The sequence below is a fragment of the Bacillus cereus group sp. MS39 genome (genome assembly GCF_040448665.1).
In the GTDB taxonomy this organism is placed as follows: Bacteria; Bacillota; Bacilli; order Bacillales; family Bacillaceae_G; genus Bacillus_A; species Bacillus_A wiedmannii.
Map to the genome: position 1 here is coordinate 1,789,926 of NZ_CP123058.1, position 16,003 is coordinate 1,805,928.

Here is a 16,003-nt window from a genome sequence, read left to right on the forward strand (position 1 = left end):
GTGAAATGATGTCAAATATTCTAGAAATTAAAAATTTAAGTAAATCATTTGGAAGCAAAGTTGTTTTAAAAGATGTTACATTCAATGTGCCATCAGGGGCAATTGTTGGATTCATTGGTGACAATGGGGCAGGTAAATCAACAACATTTAAAACAGTACTAGAATTAATTTTTAAAGATAGCGGTACAGTAAAAATATTTGGTGAAGAAAATATAAATAAAGATGCCAAGAATAAGGGGAAGATTGGAGTCGTATTTGATGCTATGAATCTACCGGCTCATCTTACAATAAAACAACTAAATAAGGTTTTTGAAAAGATGTTTGAATCTTGGGATAGAGAAAATTTTTACCGATTAGTTCATTCTTTCTCTTTACCTACTAATGAAAAAGTAGGTAGATTTTCCCGTGGAATGTCGATGAAACTATCTATAGTTGTTGCATTGTCGCATAATGCAAAATTATTAATTCTAGATGAAGCGACAGGAGGTCTTGATCCTTCGTCTAGGGAGGAGGTGTTAGAGGAATTAAAAAGTTTTGTGAGTAAAAGTAATGGTGGTATATTACTTTCTTCTCATATTATGAGTGATGTAGAAAAAATCGCTAGCCACCTTATCGTTATAAAAGATGGAGAAATTTTATTGAATGAAGAAAAGGATAAGGTTTTGGACAATTATGCCATTGTAGATGTTAATGAGGAACAACTAACTTTAATCAACAAAGATATAGTTGTGGTGCAAAGGAATAATGGTTCTTATTTCAATGTACTTGTATCAGATGTGCATAAATTACCAAGTGGGATTGCTCATAGAACCATTTCGATAGAAGAAATAAGTGTTTTATTAACGAGGAGTGAAAAATAAATGAAAGGTTTATTATTGACAAACTTTTATCTAGTGTATCGAACTTTCTTTATGTTCATGGGAATAGCGATATTAGGAGCGGGATTTGTTTTTTATTTTGGTAATGCTTCAATGTACCGTTTAATTGCTACGTTCATTATCTTATTTGCTGCGATTCCTGCACTTGAAGTTATTAAATATGAGAGTAAGTCGGGGTATGAAAAATATGTACTTACTTTACCGGTTACTAGAAATAATATTGTACAAAGTCACTATCTTTTCTATTTTTTAGTTGTAATTATTGGTACTTTATTATCGTATGGCATATTTTATGTACATGGTTTAGTTTCAGATACACCAATTGATGATGGTATATTTAAGAGTGTTTCTTTAGGGACGTTCATCATTCTTAATGCCGGAGCAATAGCTTATCCGCTTCTCTATGTTTTTGGAGCAGAAAAATCTGATGCTATTACAATTGGAGGCGCATGTGGGGGACTTGTTACTTATTTTGGATTACAAAGTGTAATTGGATATCTAATAGAACAATTTCCAATATCAAATTTAAATTCATCTGTATACGTTTCAATTCTATATACAATATTTGGCGTTATCATATATATCTTCTCTTATTTCATTTCGGTATTTATATATCGTAAGAAGGAATTTTAATATATTTTCTCTTAGTATTTTCTGAATTATTTCCAAAGAAATAATTCAGAAAATACAAAAAAATGTCGTAATCATTTGTAGAAGTCTGTTATAATAAACAAAAAATGAAAACGTTTTAAAGGGGGATGTAACCAATATGATGATGAATGTACCGCTAACAATTAGTTCTATGATGGAAAGAGTAGAGAAACTGTTTTCGAAGAAAGAAATTGTTTCACGGACACATGATACAGTTACGACGTTAACGTATAAGCAGTTAGGTGAAAGGACGAGAAGACTTTCAAGTGCGCTAAAAAAATTAGGAATTAAAGAAGGCGAGCGTATAGGAACGTTAGCGTGGAATCATCATCGACATGTGGAAGCGTATTTTGCTATTCCTGGTATTGCTTCCGTGTTACACACAATTAATATTCGTTTATCTCCTCAACATATTTCATATATTATTCAGCACGCAGAAGATCGAATTCTACTTATAGATGAAGATCTCGTACCACTTGTTGAAAATATTCAATCACAATTATCAACTGTACAAGCCTACATTATTATGACTGATAAAGATGAACTTCCCAATACTACGCTAGAACCTGTATATCATTATGAAAAGCTATTAGAAGAAGGCGATCCAACTTTCCAATTTGTAAAAGATATTGATGAAAATACACCTGCTGGTATGTGTTATACGTCAGCGACTACAGGAAACCCAAAAGGTGTTGTATATACGCATCGTAGTACGGTGTTGCACTGTATGGCACTCGGGTTAGCGGATACGACAGCTTTATCGGAAAGTGATGCAGCAATGGCGATTGTGCCAATGTTTCATGTGAACGCTTGGGGACTTCCTTTTGCTGCTACTTGGTTTGGGGCAAAACAAGTTCTTCCGGGGCCGATGTTTACTCCGAAAATTTTATTAGAAATGATTCAATCTGAAAAAGTAACGATAGCTGCGGGTGTGCCGACAATTTGGCTCGGTGTTTTACAAGAGTTAGAAAATAATAGTTATGATTTATCTAGTATGAGTCGAATAGTATGTGGAGGTGCAGCTGCACCGAAAAGTATTATTAAAGCATTTGAACAAAAATATAATGTTCCTTTCGTGCATGCATACGGTATGACTGAAACAAGTCCAGTAGTAACATTGGCACGCTTAAAAAGTTATGAAACAGAATTATCGTATGAAGAGCAATTAGAAATCCGATCAAAACAAGGATATCTTGTCCCTGGTGTAGAGATGAAAGTAGTCGGTACAAATGGTGAAGTGAAGTGGGATGGTACGGAGATGGGAGAATTATGTTTACGAGCGCCATGGATCGCTGAAAGCTATTATAACGATGAGCGTACGGTCGAAGGTTTTCGTGATGGTTGGTTATATACAGGAGATGTTGTCACAGTCGATGAGGAAGGCTGCGTAAAGATTGTTGACCGTACGAAAGATGTTATTAAAAGCGGAGGCGAGTGGATTTCCTCTGTTGACCTTGAAAATGCTTTAATGGCACATGATGCTATATTTGAAGCGGCCGTTGTTGCAGTTCCACACCCGCAATGGCAAGAGCGTCCGGTTGCCTGCGTTGTACAAAAGGCAAATAGCACTGTTACAAAAGAAGAACTATATGAATTTTTAAAACCACAGTTTGCGAAGTGGTGGTTACCAGACGATATTGTATTTATGCAGGAAATTCCGAAAACATCTGTTGGGAAGTTTTTAAAACAGGCGCTTCGGAAAGAACTTGAGCATTTGCATAAAGAGAAATAATTGAAAAAATATTTGTAAACCTATATTTGAAATAAGTTGACAAAGACTAAATAGAAAGATAATATAACTCCTATAATATGTTACCTAAAAATCATTTTAAGTTTACAAATAGGAGAAGCAAATATGAATACAAAAAACTTAGTTTTCGTCGCTTTATTTAGTTCTATTATGGGAGTGTTAGGATTAATACCCCCAATTGCTCTTGCTATTACACCAGTTCCGATTACATTACAATCACTCGGTGTTATGCTTGCTGGTGGATTGTTAGGATCACGTCTTGGTGCGTTAAGTCAGCTTATTTTCTTACTTATAGTTGGAGTTGGAGCACCATTACTTGCTGGTGGACGCGGTGGTCCAGGCGTATTTGTTGGGCCAAGTGCAGGATATTTACTTGGTTATATCGTTGGAGCGTTTGTCATTGGTTATTTAATTGAGCGTTTACGTGAAGTTTCTATAATAAAGGTATTATGTATTAATATAATTGGTGGTATTTTCGTAGTTTATGTATTTGGTATTATTGTACAAGCTTTCTTTATGGATGTTTCTATATGGCAGACGATGAAAGTAAGTGCCGTATTTTTACCAGGTGATTGCATAAAAGCGATTATATCAGCAATTCTTGTAACGAAATTACATCGTTCATTGAAACATATTATTACGCCTGCTCTCAAGAGTGGGAAATATACAAATGCGGGATAAGAAAGAGAAGAAACACGTTCATTGCGTGTTTCTTTTTATTATTTTGTAAAGAAAGGACGTCTCAAATGGGGATTACAAAAAAATATAAAAAGTATGCCTCTTTACAAACAAATAAAATAGCAATAAAGGAAAATGATCGAGTATTAACATTTAAAGAATGGTTTGAGTCAGTATGTAAAGTAGCAAACTGGTTGAATGAAAAAGAATCGCAGAATAAAACGATAGCAATTGTATTAGAAAATAGTATGGAGTTTTTACAACTATTTGCTGGTGCTGCTATGGCCGGATGGGTTTGTGTGCCGTTAGATATAAAGTGGAAACAGGATGAGCTCAAAGAAAGAATTGCGATCAGTAATCCGGCTATGATTGTGACAGAGCGATATAAGGTAAAGGATTTACCGGATAAAGAAGGAAGAGTAATTGAAATTGATGAGTGGAAAAGAATGATAGAGAACTCTCTGCCTGCATGTGCCCCTGTAAAAGATGTACAACATGCTCCGTTTTATATGGGATTTACATCAGGATCGACTGGAAAGGCAAAAGCATTTTTACGTGCACAACAATCGTGGGTTCATAGTTTTGATTGCAATATACATGACTTTCATATGAAAAAAGAAGATTCTATTTTCATAGCTGGGACGCTCGTTCATTCTCTTTTTTTATACGGCGCAATAAGTGCATTATATGTAGGACAAACGGTGCATATTATGAGAAAGTTTATTCCAGATCAAGTACTGGAAAAGTTAGAAACAGAAAATATTTCGGTCATGTATACAGTTCCGACAATGCTAGAATCTTTATATAAAGAAAAGAGAGTAATAGAAAATGGGATGAAAATTATTTCGTCAGGAGCGAAATGGGAAGCTGAAGCGAAAGAAAAAATAAAGAGTATATTTCCTTATGCGCAAAAATATGAATTTTACGGTGCATCGGAACTAAGTTTTGTAACAGCACTTGTTGATGAAGAGAGCGATAGAAGGCCAAATTCAGTAGGAAAACCTTGTCACAATGTTCAAGTTCGAATACGTAACGAAGCAGGAGAAGGAGTACAGAAAGGCGAGATAGGAACTGTTTATGTGAAAAGTGATCAGTTTTTTATGGGCTACATATTGGATAAGGTTTTAGTTCCAGAGTTGACTACGGATGGCTGGATGACAGTGCGAGATGTAGGTTATGAAGATGAAGAAGGCTTTATATACATAGTGGGTAGAGAGAAGAACATGATTTTATTTGGAGGAATTAATATTTTTCCAGAAGAAATAGAAAGTGTATTACATGAACACCCAGCTGTTGATGAAATAGTTGTAATTGGTGTGAAAGATAGTTACTGGGGTGAAAAACCTGTCGCCATCGTAAAAGGAAGTGCTACGAGGCAACAATTAAAAAGTTTTTGCTTACAACGATTATCCTCGTTTAAAATACCGAAAGAATGGCATTTTGTAGATGAAATACCGTATACAGATAGCGGGAAAATCGCTCGTATTGCAGCAAAAAATATGATTAAACACCGGGAGAAGATATATGAATAGAGCGGTTATTGTAGAAGCAAAAAGGACACCTATTGGTAAGAAGAATGGGATGTTTAAAGATTATGAAGTTCAGCAATTAGTAACGCCGCTTCTTACGTTTTTAAGTAAAGGAATTGAGAGAGAAATAGACGATGTTATATTAGGGAATGTTGTTGGGCCGGGAGGGAATGTTGCGAGATTATCTGCTTTAGAAGCAGGACTTGGCTATCATATTCCTGGTGTAACGATTGACCGGCAATGTGGTGCCGGATTGGAAGCGATTCGCACCGCGTGTCATTTCATTCAAGGCGGGGCAGGTAATTGTTATATTGCAGGAGGAGTAGAGAGTACAAGTACATCACCTTTTCAAAATAGAGCGCGATTTTCACCAGAAACAATTGGAGATCCTAATATGGGAGTAGCGGCTGAATATGTTGCAGAGCGTTATAATATAACGCGAGAAATGCAGGACGAGTATGCTTGTCTTAGTTATAAACGGACACTGCAAGCATTAGAAAATGGATATTTACAAGATGAAATATTTTCGTTTAATGGATCCTTAGACGAAGCTATAAAACGAGAAATGAAGTATGAAAGAATGATTAAAAGAACAAAGCCTGCATTTTTACAAAATGGTACAGTAACGGCAGGCAATTCGTGCGGTGTAAATGATGGGGCATGTGCCGTTCTTGTAATGGAAGAGGGGCAAGCACGAAAATTAGGATACAAGCCTGTTCTTCGTTTCGTTCGTAGTGCTGTAGTTGGAGTGGATCCAAATCTTCCCGGGACGGGTCCGATATTTGCGGTGAACAAATTATTAAACGAAATGAATATGAAAGTAGAGGACATTGATTATTTTGAAATAAATGAAGCATTTGCTTCAAAGGTTGTTGCTTGTGCAAAGGAGTTACAAATTCCTTTCGAAAAATTAAATGTAAATGGTGGTGCAATTGCGCTCGGTCATCCGTACGGTGCATCTGGAGCTATGCTTGTGACACGTTTGTTTTATCAAGCGAAAAGAGAGCATATGAAGTATGGAATTGCGACGTTAGGAATTGGTGGTGGAATAGGGCTTGCGCTAATATTTGAGAAAGTAGAAGACTAGCAAGGAACTAGTTTTCTACTTTTTGAGGAACATAAGCATTACTACCAGGCTTTGCTTTGATTTCATTCCAAGCAGCGATAGCATCAGTTTTTGATTTTCCTTTATTATTTGGATCTTCGAAAAAATCGCGAGTGAAACGATTGTATTCAAACTGCGCGCTAATAGTTGTTTTGTATGTAGGATCTTTTTTTCGTTCGTTTTCTTCATACCAAAACGTTAGCGCGTCTTCATATGTTTTTCCGACATTCTCTTTAAAAAACTTTTGAAGAGCTACTGTAAAGCGGAAGTTTGTTCCGATTTTTTCTTTGAAAAAAGCACGAACTTCTTCGCTGCAGCGGTGATTGTTAGTAATAATTGTTTGAAGAGAAAGTTCTTTATAAGAGAGGGAAGCTTTACTCACCTTTTGACGAGAGCTGTTTTTTAATATTTTACCAGTATGTAAATAATGTGAGATACGCTCGGTTATTTCAATCTTAGAGCCACTAGCTGGCAAACCATGCTCACGACAAAATGTTTGGAGTTCTGCTTTTAACCAATAAAAGTTTTGGAAATCTTCAAGTGATATAGACTTTGTTAAAGGTGGACGCATAGATGTAACAACTTCTTTCTTCCATAATTTTCTTTAATTATAAAACATACGTTCTTTTTGTGGAAGGATTAATTTGTAAATATAACGGGAAGAGGAGATTACATATGGAAAGTGTAATGCAAGTTCGTGTTACGGGAATTTTAATTGAAGATGAAAGAGTATTGCTAGTAAAGCAAAAAGTTGCTAATCGTAATTGGTCTTTACCTGGGGGAAGGGTAGAGAATGGTGAAACGTTAGAAGAAGCGATGATTCGAGAAATGAGAGAAGAAACAGGATTAGAAGTTAAAATTAAGAAGCTACTCTATGTTTGTGATAAACCAGATGCTAGTTCATCTTTATTACATATTACGTTTCTGCTTGAAAGGATTGAAGGTGAAATTACGCTACCTTCTAATGAGTTTGATCATAATCCAATTCAAGATGTGCAAATGGTACCGATTAAAGATTTAAGTCAATATGGTTTTTCGGAAACTTTTATAACTCTTATAAGTGAAGGTTTTGCAAGTGCAGGGAGTTATCAAGGCTTGAAACAAAATATAGGCTTGTAAATATAGTTGAAGGATAGCAGTTAGCTATCCTTCATAAACATGTTTTATACTGCCGACTGTAAAGAAGAAACAAGCTGATTTAAAAACTTGTCCCCAGTCATAAGCGCTTTTCCGCCGCCGCGCGCACTCTTTTTATTTCCGCCACCTTTTCCCTCAATTGTAGGAAGTGCCTCTTTTAAAAGAGCATTCATATCGAGCGTGACTGTTTTTCCACAAGCGAGGATGCATTGTAGTTTGTCCTCATTTTCAATAACGAAATATGTAATGGCATGCTCTTGTTGTTCTGTAATAATGGCAGAAAGCTTTGCGATTTCTTGCATAGAACGATTTGTAAATACTTTAGAAATAAGTATGCCGGCATGTATTTCCGTAGGCTGTTGAAGTAGTTCATTTGCCTCTGCAAATAATAATTTTTCATTCATTGTTTGTATTGCTTTTTCATTTTCTTTTTGAGAAGTAAGAAGTTGTGCTACTTTTTCTGGAATATCACTCTCGCTACTGTTTAATTGTTTAGAAACATCCTTTATAATTTGTTGCTGATGCCCCATTAACTTTAGTGTGCGCCAGCCAGCGATAAACGTTAATCGTATGCCACCTTTATTGCGTTCCCAGCTAAGCACTTGTATAGGCCCTACTTCACCTGTACGTTTCGGATGCGTTCCGCCACAGCCGTTGTAGTCGTAATTTTCGATAATTACAACACGTATATTTTCTGATAAAGTCGGTTCTTTACGAAGGGGTAATGCTTTTGCTTCTTCTAAGTTCATCCACAGGGGGCGGATTGGATGGTTTTCAAATACAATTTTGTTTGCAATGTGTACTGCTTTTTCAACCGTTTCCGCATGAAGATTTTCTGTTTCTAAATCAATTGTTACCGTTTCTTTTCCGAGATGGAATCCAATCGTAGGTATGTTAAAATGGTCCCAAAAAGCAGCAGATAAAATGTGCTGAGCCGCATGTTGCTGCATATGATCAAAACGGCGCTCCCAATTGATTTTACCTTCTACTTCTTCTGTATGTAATTTTTCTACAATGAAGTGAAGAATTTCTCCATGTACCTCTTCTACATTGATTACATCGATATCATTTAATGTGCCAGTATCATGCGGTTGTCCGCCACCTGTCGGATAAAATGCGGTCTCGTTTAAAACGACGTATAAGTTACCGTCTTTATCATAATCTTGCTTTATAACTTTTGTAGTAAAGTCTTGCTTATAAGCGTCAGTGTAATATAATTTTTGCTCCAATTTTCTTTCCCCTTTCGCGTTCACTAGTTTCATTGTAAAGCAATTGAAATTAGTTTCCTAATATTTCAGAAGAAAGAAACTATTTTTAGAATTTTCTTGCTATAATAAGAAAAAGAAAATGCGGGGGTGGAATGAATATGTTATATGAAAACGGCGTAGATAAACTTCTTAGTTTAAGCAAAAATATTTCTGAATTGTATCGAGAATTAAATGAAATGACCCGGATTTTAACGGATTGTAATCGAGAAAGTGTAAAGTTTGATCGGTTATATGTAAAAGAGTTACTGTGGAAGAAAGAAGATGTAATAGAGAAATATGACCAGCTGCTTGTACAACTTTGTATAAATGAATGCTTTGATTTAAAAAGTGTCATTACAGGAGAATATAAGTATACATACGAAGAAGTAGAAAGCATAGTTTTACAATTTAATGAAACGTATAATGTCGCGATTTTAATTAAAGATGTTTGTAAGGAATTACAGTTTACATATGGAATTGATATGGACATAACGAGAACAGCTCGGGTACAAGCATCTCAAGTATAAAAAGGGAAAAGAAAGCAGATCCTTTGCTTTCTTTTTTTTGTAGGAAAAGGGAGAGTAGGTTAGAGATGAAGGGGAAGTTACAACAGATTCATCCGCTTGGAATGACAATTATAATAGGTACTTTATTTGCGAGGTTCGCCACGTCAATGAGTATTCCTTTTTTAGCAATTTATTTAACGACTGTTAAAGGCGTATCGGCTGGAATGACGGGTGCTATTATCGGAACGAGTGCACTTGTTGGAGTGTTTGCTAGTTTTATCGGAGGGAATTTATCGGATCGATTCGGCCGAAACATGATTATAATATGGTCCATGATCGTTTGGGTGTTTGTATTTATAGGTTTTTCATTTGCAAATCATGTTTTAAGTTTCTTTTTATTAAATGCTTTAAATGGATTATGTCGATCTTTTTTTGAGCCGACGTCAAGAGCATTATTATCAGATTTAACGAAACCAGAGTATCGTTTACTCGTATATAATTTGCGTTACGGTGCAATAAATGTTGGAGTAGCGATTGGCCCACTTGTCGGGTTACAGATTGGAAGTGCAAAATCTACAATTCCTTTTTTAGTAGCAGCTGGAGTATACATTCTATATACAGCTATATTAGCGTTCCAATTTAAAAAGTATCCAATTGAAAAAAAGAAAGTAAATACAGAAAAGCCTGTCACAATGTTAAATGCAGTTCGTATATTGCGAAAGGATGTCGTATTTTTAGTTGCTTTAGTCGGTATTATTTTGAGTAATTGTGGCTTTTCACACTTAACGACAACAGTATCTCAATATTTTGCAAATGCACATATATTTCAGGATGGAGTGACATTGTTTTCGTATATATTAGCTTTAAATGCGATTGTTGTAGTCGTAATTCAATACCCTGTTATTCAAATATGTAAAAAGTATACACCGTTAACATCAATTATGGTGGGAACTTTATTTGTGAGCGGAGGATTGTTTGGATTTGGAATAGTAGAATCTACGCTAGGTGCTGCTGTCTGCACAATTATTTTTACAATTGGAGAAGTTTTAATGTTTTCCATGACAGATGTATTTATTGATGATATAGCTGTTTCACATTTAAAAGGAACATATTTTGGAGCAATGGGATTTTCAGGGATTGGAGCAGTAATTGGTCCATGGTTTGGGGGAGTGCTTCTCGATTACTACGGGTATCAAAATGGGTTTGTAGTATTTTCAGCACTAGCTATATTTTCAACTGTAGCATTTCCTGTACTTGTAGTTACAAAAGGTTTATTGAAAAAAAGATATGATAGAAATTGTAATTTAGAATTACATGCGAAATAAAATAAGCCCCAGCAGATGACTGGGGCTTATTTTTGTATTTATCCCGCATTAACGGGCAGTAAGAACCCCCACCTAAAAATTCAGCGAAAGCAAAGAAGTTAGGTGGGGGATGAAGCCCCCACTGATTAAAGTTTCACTTTATCCCGCTATTTGCGGGCAGTAAAACTCCCATTGATTAAAGCTTTACTTTATTTTAATTCTCAATTTGAAAAAGAACTTTTTTTTCATGTTTATTAGCAACTTCATTTTTGGAAATATGAATGGCTAAATATCCATTCTCTAAGCAGGCTAGCATCTTCTTATAAATAATAGTAGCGGGTAAAGGAATGATCCGTTGCAAAGAACTATTATTATGAAGTATGCAAATATTTAGGCCTGTCTCCATCTTTTTAATAACTACATTTTGTTCGGATACATTTGGTACATCTGTTTCCAAAATGTACTCTTGTTCAGTTTCGCAAAGATCAATATGAATTTGATTTGGGAAACTAAAGTTACTACAAGAATCAGAACAAAATTGATCCATCCATTCTTCGAAACCATCAACATGAAAAAGACAATCCTTCTTTTTCTTGCCCATGTAAGACACCCTCCGTAAAATCTCAATTCATACTATGTTATGCATGAATGAAGTAGGGGTGAAGAATAAATGGAAAAATATAAACATTGTATGTGGCAAAGGTAGCTAGTGTGAGCCTTTTGTTTTACATATCATGATGTGCATGATTTTTTTGGCGTGAATGGTTACGGTTTTTTACTTTATGAGATCCGCTTAATGGTTCAGGTTGTCCCTTTTTTTCTTTCGCTTCACGATTGTTTTTTCCCATTGTATGTGACACCTCCTCTTTCTCTTTAGAATGAGAGAAGTTTGCAAATTTATACGAGAATGTTTTTAGAAAAAAAGGTAAAGATAAATGGGACTAACTATTATGGAAAGGGGATTATATAATGCCATATCATAAAGATAAACAACAAGCTTTTCAAGCAGCGCAGCAAGGAGTTACACAAGCAGAACATGCATTTAACAACATTGTGAAAAATGATCCAAACTACGGTCATGATCTAAAAGAATTACGCCAAGAGGTTCAGGAAGCGTATGAACAGATTCAAAATGCGTTAGAAGTAGCTTCAGAAACACAACGTCCACAACTTGAGCAATACGAAAATAATCTCCAAAACATTATGCGAAATGTAGATCAATTAGAAAAGTAAATGAGGTTGTTGTGTATTCGACAACCTCCTACTTTAATGAACATTATGCTAAAACAGAAAATTTTTTTAGTGGTTTTTTCTTTATTATGCGCAGTACATATATTTCAAGTGGAAAAAGTGGAAGCGAAAATGTTGCTCAGAAAAGAGCTAGAACCAACTGGCTATGTAACATGGGAAGTACCTAATAATGAAAAGATTATTGCCATTACATTTGATGATGGACCAGATCCGACTTATACAACACAAATTTTACATTTATTACGTCAATATAAAGCAGAAGCGACTTTTTTTATGATTGGATTTCGAGTTCAGCGTAATCCATATTTAGTGAAACAAGTATTAAAAGAGGGACATGAAATTGGAAATCATACGATGAACCATTTGTATGCGAGTAATTCATCAGATGAAAAATTAGAAAATGATATTTTAGATGGAAAGAAATTTTTTGAAAAATGGGTGAAAGAACCTTTACTATTCCGTCCGCCTGGCGGATATATTAACGATGCTGTATTTAAAACAGCGAAAGAAGCTGGTTATCAAACTGTTCTATGGTCGTGGCATCAAGATCCACGTGATTGGGCGAATCCAGGGGTTGAATCCATTGTAAATCATGTAGTGAAAAATGCTAAAAGTGGAGATATTGTATTATTACATGATGGAGGAAATGATCGTAGTCAAACAGTAGCAGCGCTAGCAAAAATTTTACCTGAGCTGAAAAAACAAGGATATCGATTTGTAACGGTTTCGGAATTACTACGTTATAAACATTAGAAAAAATCCCAAAAGGAAAATATGCCTTTTGGGATTTTTCGTTACTGGTTCTTTTTACGTTTTTTATTATTTTGTCGCTCTGCTGGAGTTAAAGGTTCGTTTGCAAATTCTTCATTGTAACCAGTTGCTTGTCCTTGTGCAGATGCTGCATTCATTCCTGAAATAGTATGATTTGCTTTTCTTTTACCCATTTTATTTCACCTCTATAATATTTTTTGTATGTTGAATGATGAGCAGTTCATAGTATGTATGAACTGTAAGTAAAGCACTAATAGAGCACTTTACTTTATGGTAATAGTATTCATAAGGAGCGTGAACACTATTCAAATTTAGAAACATAAAGAAAACTTATGATAATCTATAAGTTTCTTATTATTTACTTATTTAGAAAGTTGTAATAAGATATTATCGTAAGGTATTGAAAAGTTTGTCTACATTTTATATTCAGACAACTTAGCCACGTTTAACAGGGGGGAAACATAATGGTCAAACATAATCCATTTCAATCACGTGCAACTTTTGAAGTAGATGGAAAAACGTATCATTATTATGATTTGAAAGCGCTTGAAAATACAGGGGTTGGCAACGTATCTCAATTACCATATTCCGTGAAAGTTTTACTTGAATCAGTACTTCGTCAAGTAGACGGACGTGTAATTACAGAAGAACATGTTACAAATTTAGCGAAATGGGGAACGAAAGATGTGCAAGATATCGATGTTCCATTTAAACCATCTCGTGTAATTTTACAAGATTTCACTGGTGTTCCAGCTGTTGTAGATTTGGCTTCGCTTCGTAAAGCAATGGCAGATATGGGCGGGGATCCTGATAAAATTAATCCAGAAATTACTGTAGACCTTGTAATTGACCACTCTGTACAGGTTGATAGAGCGGGTACGGCAGACGCGCTTGCATTCAACATGGACTTAGAGTTTAAACGTAATGAAGAACGTTATAAATTTTTAAGCTGGGCACAAAAATCATTTGATAACTATCGCGCAGTGCCACCAGCTACAGGTATTGTACACCAAGTAAACCTTGAATATTTAGCACCAGTTGTTCATGCTGTGAAAAATGCTGAAGGTGACTTAGTTGCATACCCAGATTCATTAGTTGGAACAGACTCACATACAACAATGATTAACGGTATCGGCGTTCTTGGATGGGGCGTTGGTGGTATTGAAGCGGAAGCAGGAATGCTTGGACAGCCTTCATACTTCCCAGTACCTGAAGTAATCGGTGTGAAATTAACTGGTACACTTCCAAGTGGTACTACAGCAACTGACGTTGCATTAAAAGTAACACAAGTATTACGTCAAAAAGGTGTAGTTGGTAAATTCGTTGAGTTCTTCGGTAATGGACTAAAGAGCATGCCTTTAGCTGACCGTGCAACAATTTCAAACATGGCACCAGAATACGGTGCAACTTGTGGATTCTTCCCAATTGACGATATTTCATTAGAATACTTACGTTTAACAGGTAGAGATGAAGAGCAAATTCGCATTGTTGAAGAATACTGTAAAGCAAATGGTTTATTCTATACAGCAGACAGCAAAGATCCAATTTACACTGATCTTGTTGAAATTGATTTAAATACAATCGAATCTAACCTTTCTGGACCGAAACGCCCACAAGATTTAATTCCACTTTCAGATATGAAAGATGCGTTCCATAAAGCTGTTGTAGCACCAGTTGGAACACAAGGACTTGGATTTAATGAGCAAGAGTTCGATAAAGAAGTGAAGGTTACATTAGAAGATAAAGAAGTAACGATGAAAACAGGTGCAATTGCAATCGCTGCAATTACAAGCTGTACAAATACATCAAACCCATACGTATTAATTGGGGCAGGTTTAGTTGCGAAGAAAGCAATTGAAAAAGGGCTTGTAGTACCTGAGTACGTAAAAACATCATTAGCACCAGGATCTAAAGTTGTTACTGAGTACTTAGATAAATCAGGTTTAACGACATATTTAGATCAATTAGGTTTCCAAACAGTTGGTTACGGTTGTACGACTTGTATCGGTAACTCTGGTCCGTTAGCAGAGGAATTAGAAGAAGCAATCGCAGCAAACGATTTATTAGTAACATCTGTTTTATCTGGTAACCGTAACTTTGAAGGTCGTATTCATCCACTTGTAAAAGCAAACTACTTAGCATCACCACCACTTGTTGTGGCATATGCACTTGCAGGTACTGTTGATATTGACCTGAAAAATGATGCAATCGGTAAAGATGCAAATGGCAATGCTGTTTACTTCAAGGACATTTGGCCATCAGCTAAAGAAATTGAAGATGTAGTTCAAAACGTTGTTACATCTGAACTGTTCAAGAAAGAATATGCACAAGTATTTAACAGCAATGAGCGCTGGAATGAAATCCAAACTTCAAATGAAGCTTTATATACTTGGGATAATGATTCAACTTATATTCAAAACCCACCGTTCTTTGAAGGATTATCTAAAGAGCCAGGTGAAGTTGAAACGTTATCAAATTTACGCATAGTTGGTAAATTTGGAGACTCTGTAACGACAGACCATATTTCACCAGCAGGTTCAATTGGTAAGCATACACCAGCAGGACGCTACTTATTAGAAAACGGCGTACAACCTGTTGACTTTAACTCTTACGGTTCTCGTCGTGGTAACCACGAAGTTATGATGCGTGGTACATTCGCGAACATCCGTATTAAAAACCAAATCGCACCAGGAACAGAAGGCGGATACACAACATATTGGCCAACTGGTGAAGTAACATCAATCTATGATGCTGCTATGAAATATAAAGAAGATGGCACAGGTCTTCTAGTTGTTGCTGGTAAAGATTACGGTATGGGAAGTTCTCGTGACTGGGCTGCGAAAGGTACAAACTTATTAGGTATTAAAGCAGTAATCGCAGAAAGCTTCGAACGTATTCACCGTAGTAACCTAGTATTAATGGGTGTATTACCACTTCAATTTAAAGATGGCGATAGCGCTGAAACGTTAGGTCTTGTTGGTAACGAGTCATTTGAAATTCAAATTGACAAAACAGTTAGACCACGTGATCTTGTAAAAGTAGTTGCAACTGATGCAGATGGCAACGAAAAACAATTTGAAGTAGTAGCTCGTTTCGATAGTGAAGTTGAAATTGACTACTACCGTCACGGTGGTATCCTACAAATGGTTCTTCGTGAGAAAATCGAAGAGTCAAAAGTGTCGAACTAAATAATTGA

At 35.8% G+C, this 16,003-nt stretch carries 17 protein-coding genes; 12 read left to right on the forward strand and 5 right to left on the reverse strand.

Annotated features, from left to right (window positions below; all coding sequences use genetic code 11):
- Nucleotides 1–8: 8 nt before the first annotated feature.
- The 6 genes from QEP67_RS09340 (at nt 9) to QEP67_RS09365 (ending at nt 6,573) form a co-directional block, all read left to right on the forward strand.
- Nucleotides 9–860 (forward strand): ABC transporter ATP-binding protein, encoded by an 852-nt coding sequence (locus QEP67_RS09340; RefSeq protein WP_000065399.1) that lies wholly within the window; start codon nt 9–11, stop codon nt 858–860.
- A complete protein-coding gene (locus QEP67_RS09345; RefSeq protein WP_000677363.1) occupies nt 861–1,511 on the forward strand; it encodes an ABC-2 transporter permease in 651 nt (216 codons plus the stop codon).
- 136 nt (nt 1,512–1,647) lie between these two features.
- On the forward strand, nt 1,648–3,261 hold the full coding sequence (locus tag QEP67_RS09350) for a long-chain fatty acid--CoA ligase (RefSeq protein WP_000980216.1): 1,614 nt from the start codon (nt 1,648–1,650) through the stop codon (nt 3,259–3,261).
- A gap of 123 nt (nt 3,262–3,384) precedes the next feature.
- Entirely contained in the window at nt 3,385–3,960 is a 576-nt protein-coding gene (locus QEP67_RS09355; protein ID WP_001093322.1) for a biotin transporter BioY, read from the forward strand.
- 65 nt (nt 3,961–4,025) lie between these two features.
- Entirely contained in the window at nt 4,026–5,489 is a 1,464-nt protein-coding gene (locus QEP67_RS09360; RefSeq protein ID WP_000513191.1) for an acyl-CoA synthetase, read from the forward strand.
- The gene (locus QEP67_RS09365; RefSeq protein WP_001077975.1) at nt 5,482–6,573 is read left to right on the forward strand and encodes an acetyl-CoA C-acyltransferase; all 1,092 of its coding nucleotides are present in this window, start codon (nt 5,482–5,484) and stop codon (nt 6,571–6,573) included. The genes QEP67_RS09360 and QEP67_RS09365 overlap by 8 nt, the downstream gene beginning before the upstream one ends.
- 7 nt (nt 6,574–6,580) lie before the next feature.
- Here QEP67_RS09365 and QEP67_RS09370 read toward each other — a convergent pair whose 3' ends face one another.
- Nucleotides 6,581–7,162, reverse strand: a complete 582-nt coding sequence (locus QEP67_RS09370) for a DUF6434 domain-containing protein (RefSeq protein WP_001247732.1) — start codon at nt 7,160–7,162, stop codon at nt 6,581–6,583.
- 104 nt (nt 7,163–7,266) lie between these two features.
- Here QEP67_RS09370 and QEP67_RS09375 point away from each other — a divergent pair, with 104 nt between their 5' ends.
- Entirely contained in the window at nt 7,267–7,710 is a 444-nt protein-coding gene (locus tag QEP67_RS09375) for an NUDIX hydrolase (protein ID WP_000446731.1), read from the forward strand.
- A 44-nt stretch (nt 7,711–7,754) separates the two neighbouring features.
- Here the strand turns inward: QEP67_RS09375 and QEP67_RS09380 are convergent, their stop codons facing one another.
- Nucleotides 7,755–8,957 carry a serine-tRNA(Ala) deacylase AlaX gene (locus tag QEP67_RS09380; protein WP_000435904.1) on the reverse strand — a complete coding sequence of 401 codons (1,203 nt, stop codon included), beginning with the start codon at nt 8,955–8,957 and terminating at the stop codon, nt 7,755–7,757.
- A 137-nt stretch (nt 8,958–9,094) separates the two neighbouring features.
- On the opposite strand from QEP67_RS09380, the gene QEP67_RS09385 reads away from it, so the two are divergent.
- Both QEP67_RS09385 and QEP67_RS09390 read left to right on the forward strand, forming a co-directional pair.
- Nucleotides 9,095–9,502, forward strand: coding sequence for a hypothetical protein (locus tag QEP67_RS09385; RefSeq protein WP_000965136.1), 408 nt, complete (start codon nt 9,095–9,097; stop codon nt 9,500–9,502).
- Between the two features lie 65 nt (nt 9,503–9,567).
- Nucleotides 9,568–10,806, forward strand: a complete 1,239-nt coding sequence (locus QEP67_RS09390) for an MFS transporter (protein WP_000676841.1) — start codon at nt 9,568–9,570, stop codon at nt 10,804–10,806.
- Nucleotides 10,807–10,999: 193 nt separating this feature from the next.
- Here the strand turns inward: QEP67_RS09390 and QEP67_RS09395 are convergent, their stop codons facing one another.
- On the reverse strand, nt 11,000–11,386 hold the full coding sequence (locus QEP67_RS09395; RefSeq protein ID WP_000516738.1) for an Hsp20/alpha crystallin family protein: 387 nt from the start codon (nt 11,384–11,386) through the stop codon (nt 11,000–11,002).
- A 124-nt stretch (nt 11,387–11,510) separates the two neighbouring features.
- Nucleotides 11,511–11,633 carry a small acid-soluble spore protein P gene (locus tag QEP67_RS09400; RefSeq protein ID WP_000517650.1) on the reverse strand — a complete coding sequence of 41 codons (123 nt, stop codon included), beginning with the start codon at nt 11,631–11,633 and terminating at the stop codon, nt 11,511–11,513.
- Between the two features lie 121 nt (nt 11,634–11,754).
- Between QEP67_RS09400 and QEP67_RS09405 the strand changes: the two genes are divergently transcribed.
- Both QEP67_RS09405 and pdaB read left to right on the forward strand, forming a co-directional pair.
- On the forward strand, nt 11,755–12,018 hold the full coding sequence (locus QEP67_RS09405; RefSeq protein ID WP_001146292.1) for a hypothetical protein: 264 nt from the start codon (nt 11,755–11,757) through the stop codon (nt 12,016–12,018).
- A gap of 45 nt (nt 12,019–12,063) precedes the next feature.
- A complete protein-coding gene (pdaB, locus tag QEP67_RS09410; protein ID WP_074650989.1) occupies nt 12,064–12,789 on the forward strand; it encodes a polysaccharide deacetylase family sporulation protein PdaB in 726 nt (241 codons plus the stop codon).
- A gap of 41 nt (nt 12,790–12,830) precedes the next feature.
- Here pdaB and sspO read toward each other — a convergent pair whose 3' ends face one another.
- Nucleotides 12,831–12,980, reverse strand: a complete 150-nt coding sequence (gene sspO, locus QEP67_RS09415; RefSeq protein ID WP_000518050.1) for a small acid-soluble spore protein O — start codon at nt 12,978–12,980, stop codon at nt 12,831–12,833.
- A gap of 291 nt (nt 12,981–13,271) precedes the next feature.
- Here sspO and acnA point away from each other — a divergent pair, with 291 nt between their 5' ends.
- Nucleotides 13,272–15,995 carry an aconitate hydratase AcnA gene (acnA, locus tag QEP67_RS09420; protein WP_000238583.1) on the forward strand — a complete coding sequence of 908 codons (2,724 nt, stop codon included), beginning with the start codon at nt 13,272–13,274 and terminating at the stop codon, nt 15,993–15,995.
- Nucleotides 15,996–16,003: the final 8 nt, after the last annotated feature.

What these genes read in the sequence shown, in the direction of transcription:
- QEP67_RS09395 (WP_000516738.1), bottom strand. Translation starts at nt 11,386, where the DNA reads ATGGGCAAGAAAAAGAAGGATTGTCTTTTTCATGTTGATGGTTTCGAA.
- acnA (WP_000238583.1), top strand. Translation starts at nt 13,272, where the DNA reads ATGGTCAAACATAATCCATTTCAATCACGTGCAACTTTTGAAGTAGAT.
- QEP67_RS09400 (WP_000517650.1), bottom strand. Translation starts at nt 11,633, where the DNA reads ATGGGAAAAAACAATCGTGAAGCGAAAGAAAAAAAGGGACAACCTGAA.
- QEP67_RS09350 (WP_000980216.1), top strand. Translation starts at nt 1,648, where the DNA reads ATGATGATGAATGTACCGCTAACAATTAGTTCTATGATGGAAAGAGTA.
- QEP67_RS09385 (WP_000965136.1), top strand. Translation starts at nt 9,095, where the DNA reads ATGTTATATGAAAACGGCGTAGATAAACTTCTTAGTTTAAGCAAAAAT.
- QEP67_RS09360 (WP_000513191.1), top strand. Translation starts at nt 4,026, where the DNA reads ATGGGGATTACAAAAAAATATAAAAAGTATGCCTCTTTACAAACAAAT.
- QEP67_RS09340 (WP_000065399.1), top strand. Translation starts at nt 9, where the DNA reads ATGTCAAATATTCTAGAAATTAAAAATTTAAGTAAATCATTTGGAAGC.
- sspO (WP_000518050.1), bottom strand. Translation starts at nt 12,980, where the DNA reads ATGGGTAAAAGAAAAGCAAATCATACTATTTCAGGAATGAATGCAGCA.
- QEP67_RS09365 (WP_001077975.1), top strand. Translation starts at nt 5,482, where the DNA reads ATGAATAGAGCGGTTATTGTAGAAGCAAAAAGGACACCTATTGGTAAG.
- QEP67_RS09375 (WP_000446731.1), top strand. Translation starts at nt 7,267, where the DNA reads ATGGAAAGTGTAATGCAAGTTCGTGTTACGGGAATTTTAATTGAAGAT.
- pdaB (WP_074650989.1), top strand. Translation starts at nt 12,064, where the DNA reads ATGCTAAAACAGAAAATTTTTTTAGTGGTTTTTTCTTTATTATGCGCA.
- QEP67_RS09370 (WP_001247732.1), bottom strand. Translation starts at nt 7,162, where the DNA reads ATGCGTCCACCTTTAACAAAGTCTATATCACTTGAAGATTTCCAAAAC.
- QEP67_RS09345 (WP_000677363.1), top strand. Translation starts at nt 861, where the DNA reads ATGAAAGGTTTATTATTGACAAACTTTTATCTAGTGTATCGAACTTTC.
- QEP67_RS09355 (WP_001093322.1), top strand. Translation starts at nt 3,385, where the DNA reads ATGAATACAAAAAACTTAGTTTTCGTCGCTTTATTTAGTTCTATTATG.
- QEP67_RS09405 (WP_001146292.1), top strand. Translation starts at nt 11,755, where the DNA reads ATGCCATATCATAAAGATAAACAACAAGCTTTTCAAGCAGCGCAGCAA.
- QEP67_RS09390 (WP_000676841.1), top strand. Translation starts at nt 9,568, where the DNA reads ATGAAGGGGAAGTTACAACAGATTCATCCGCTTGGAATGACAATTATA.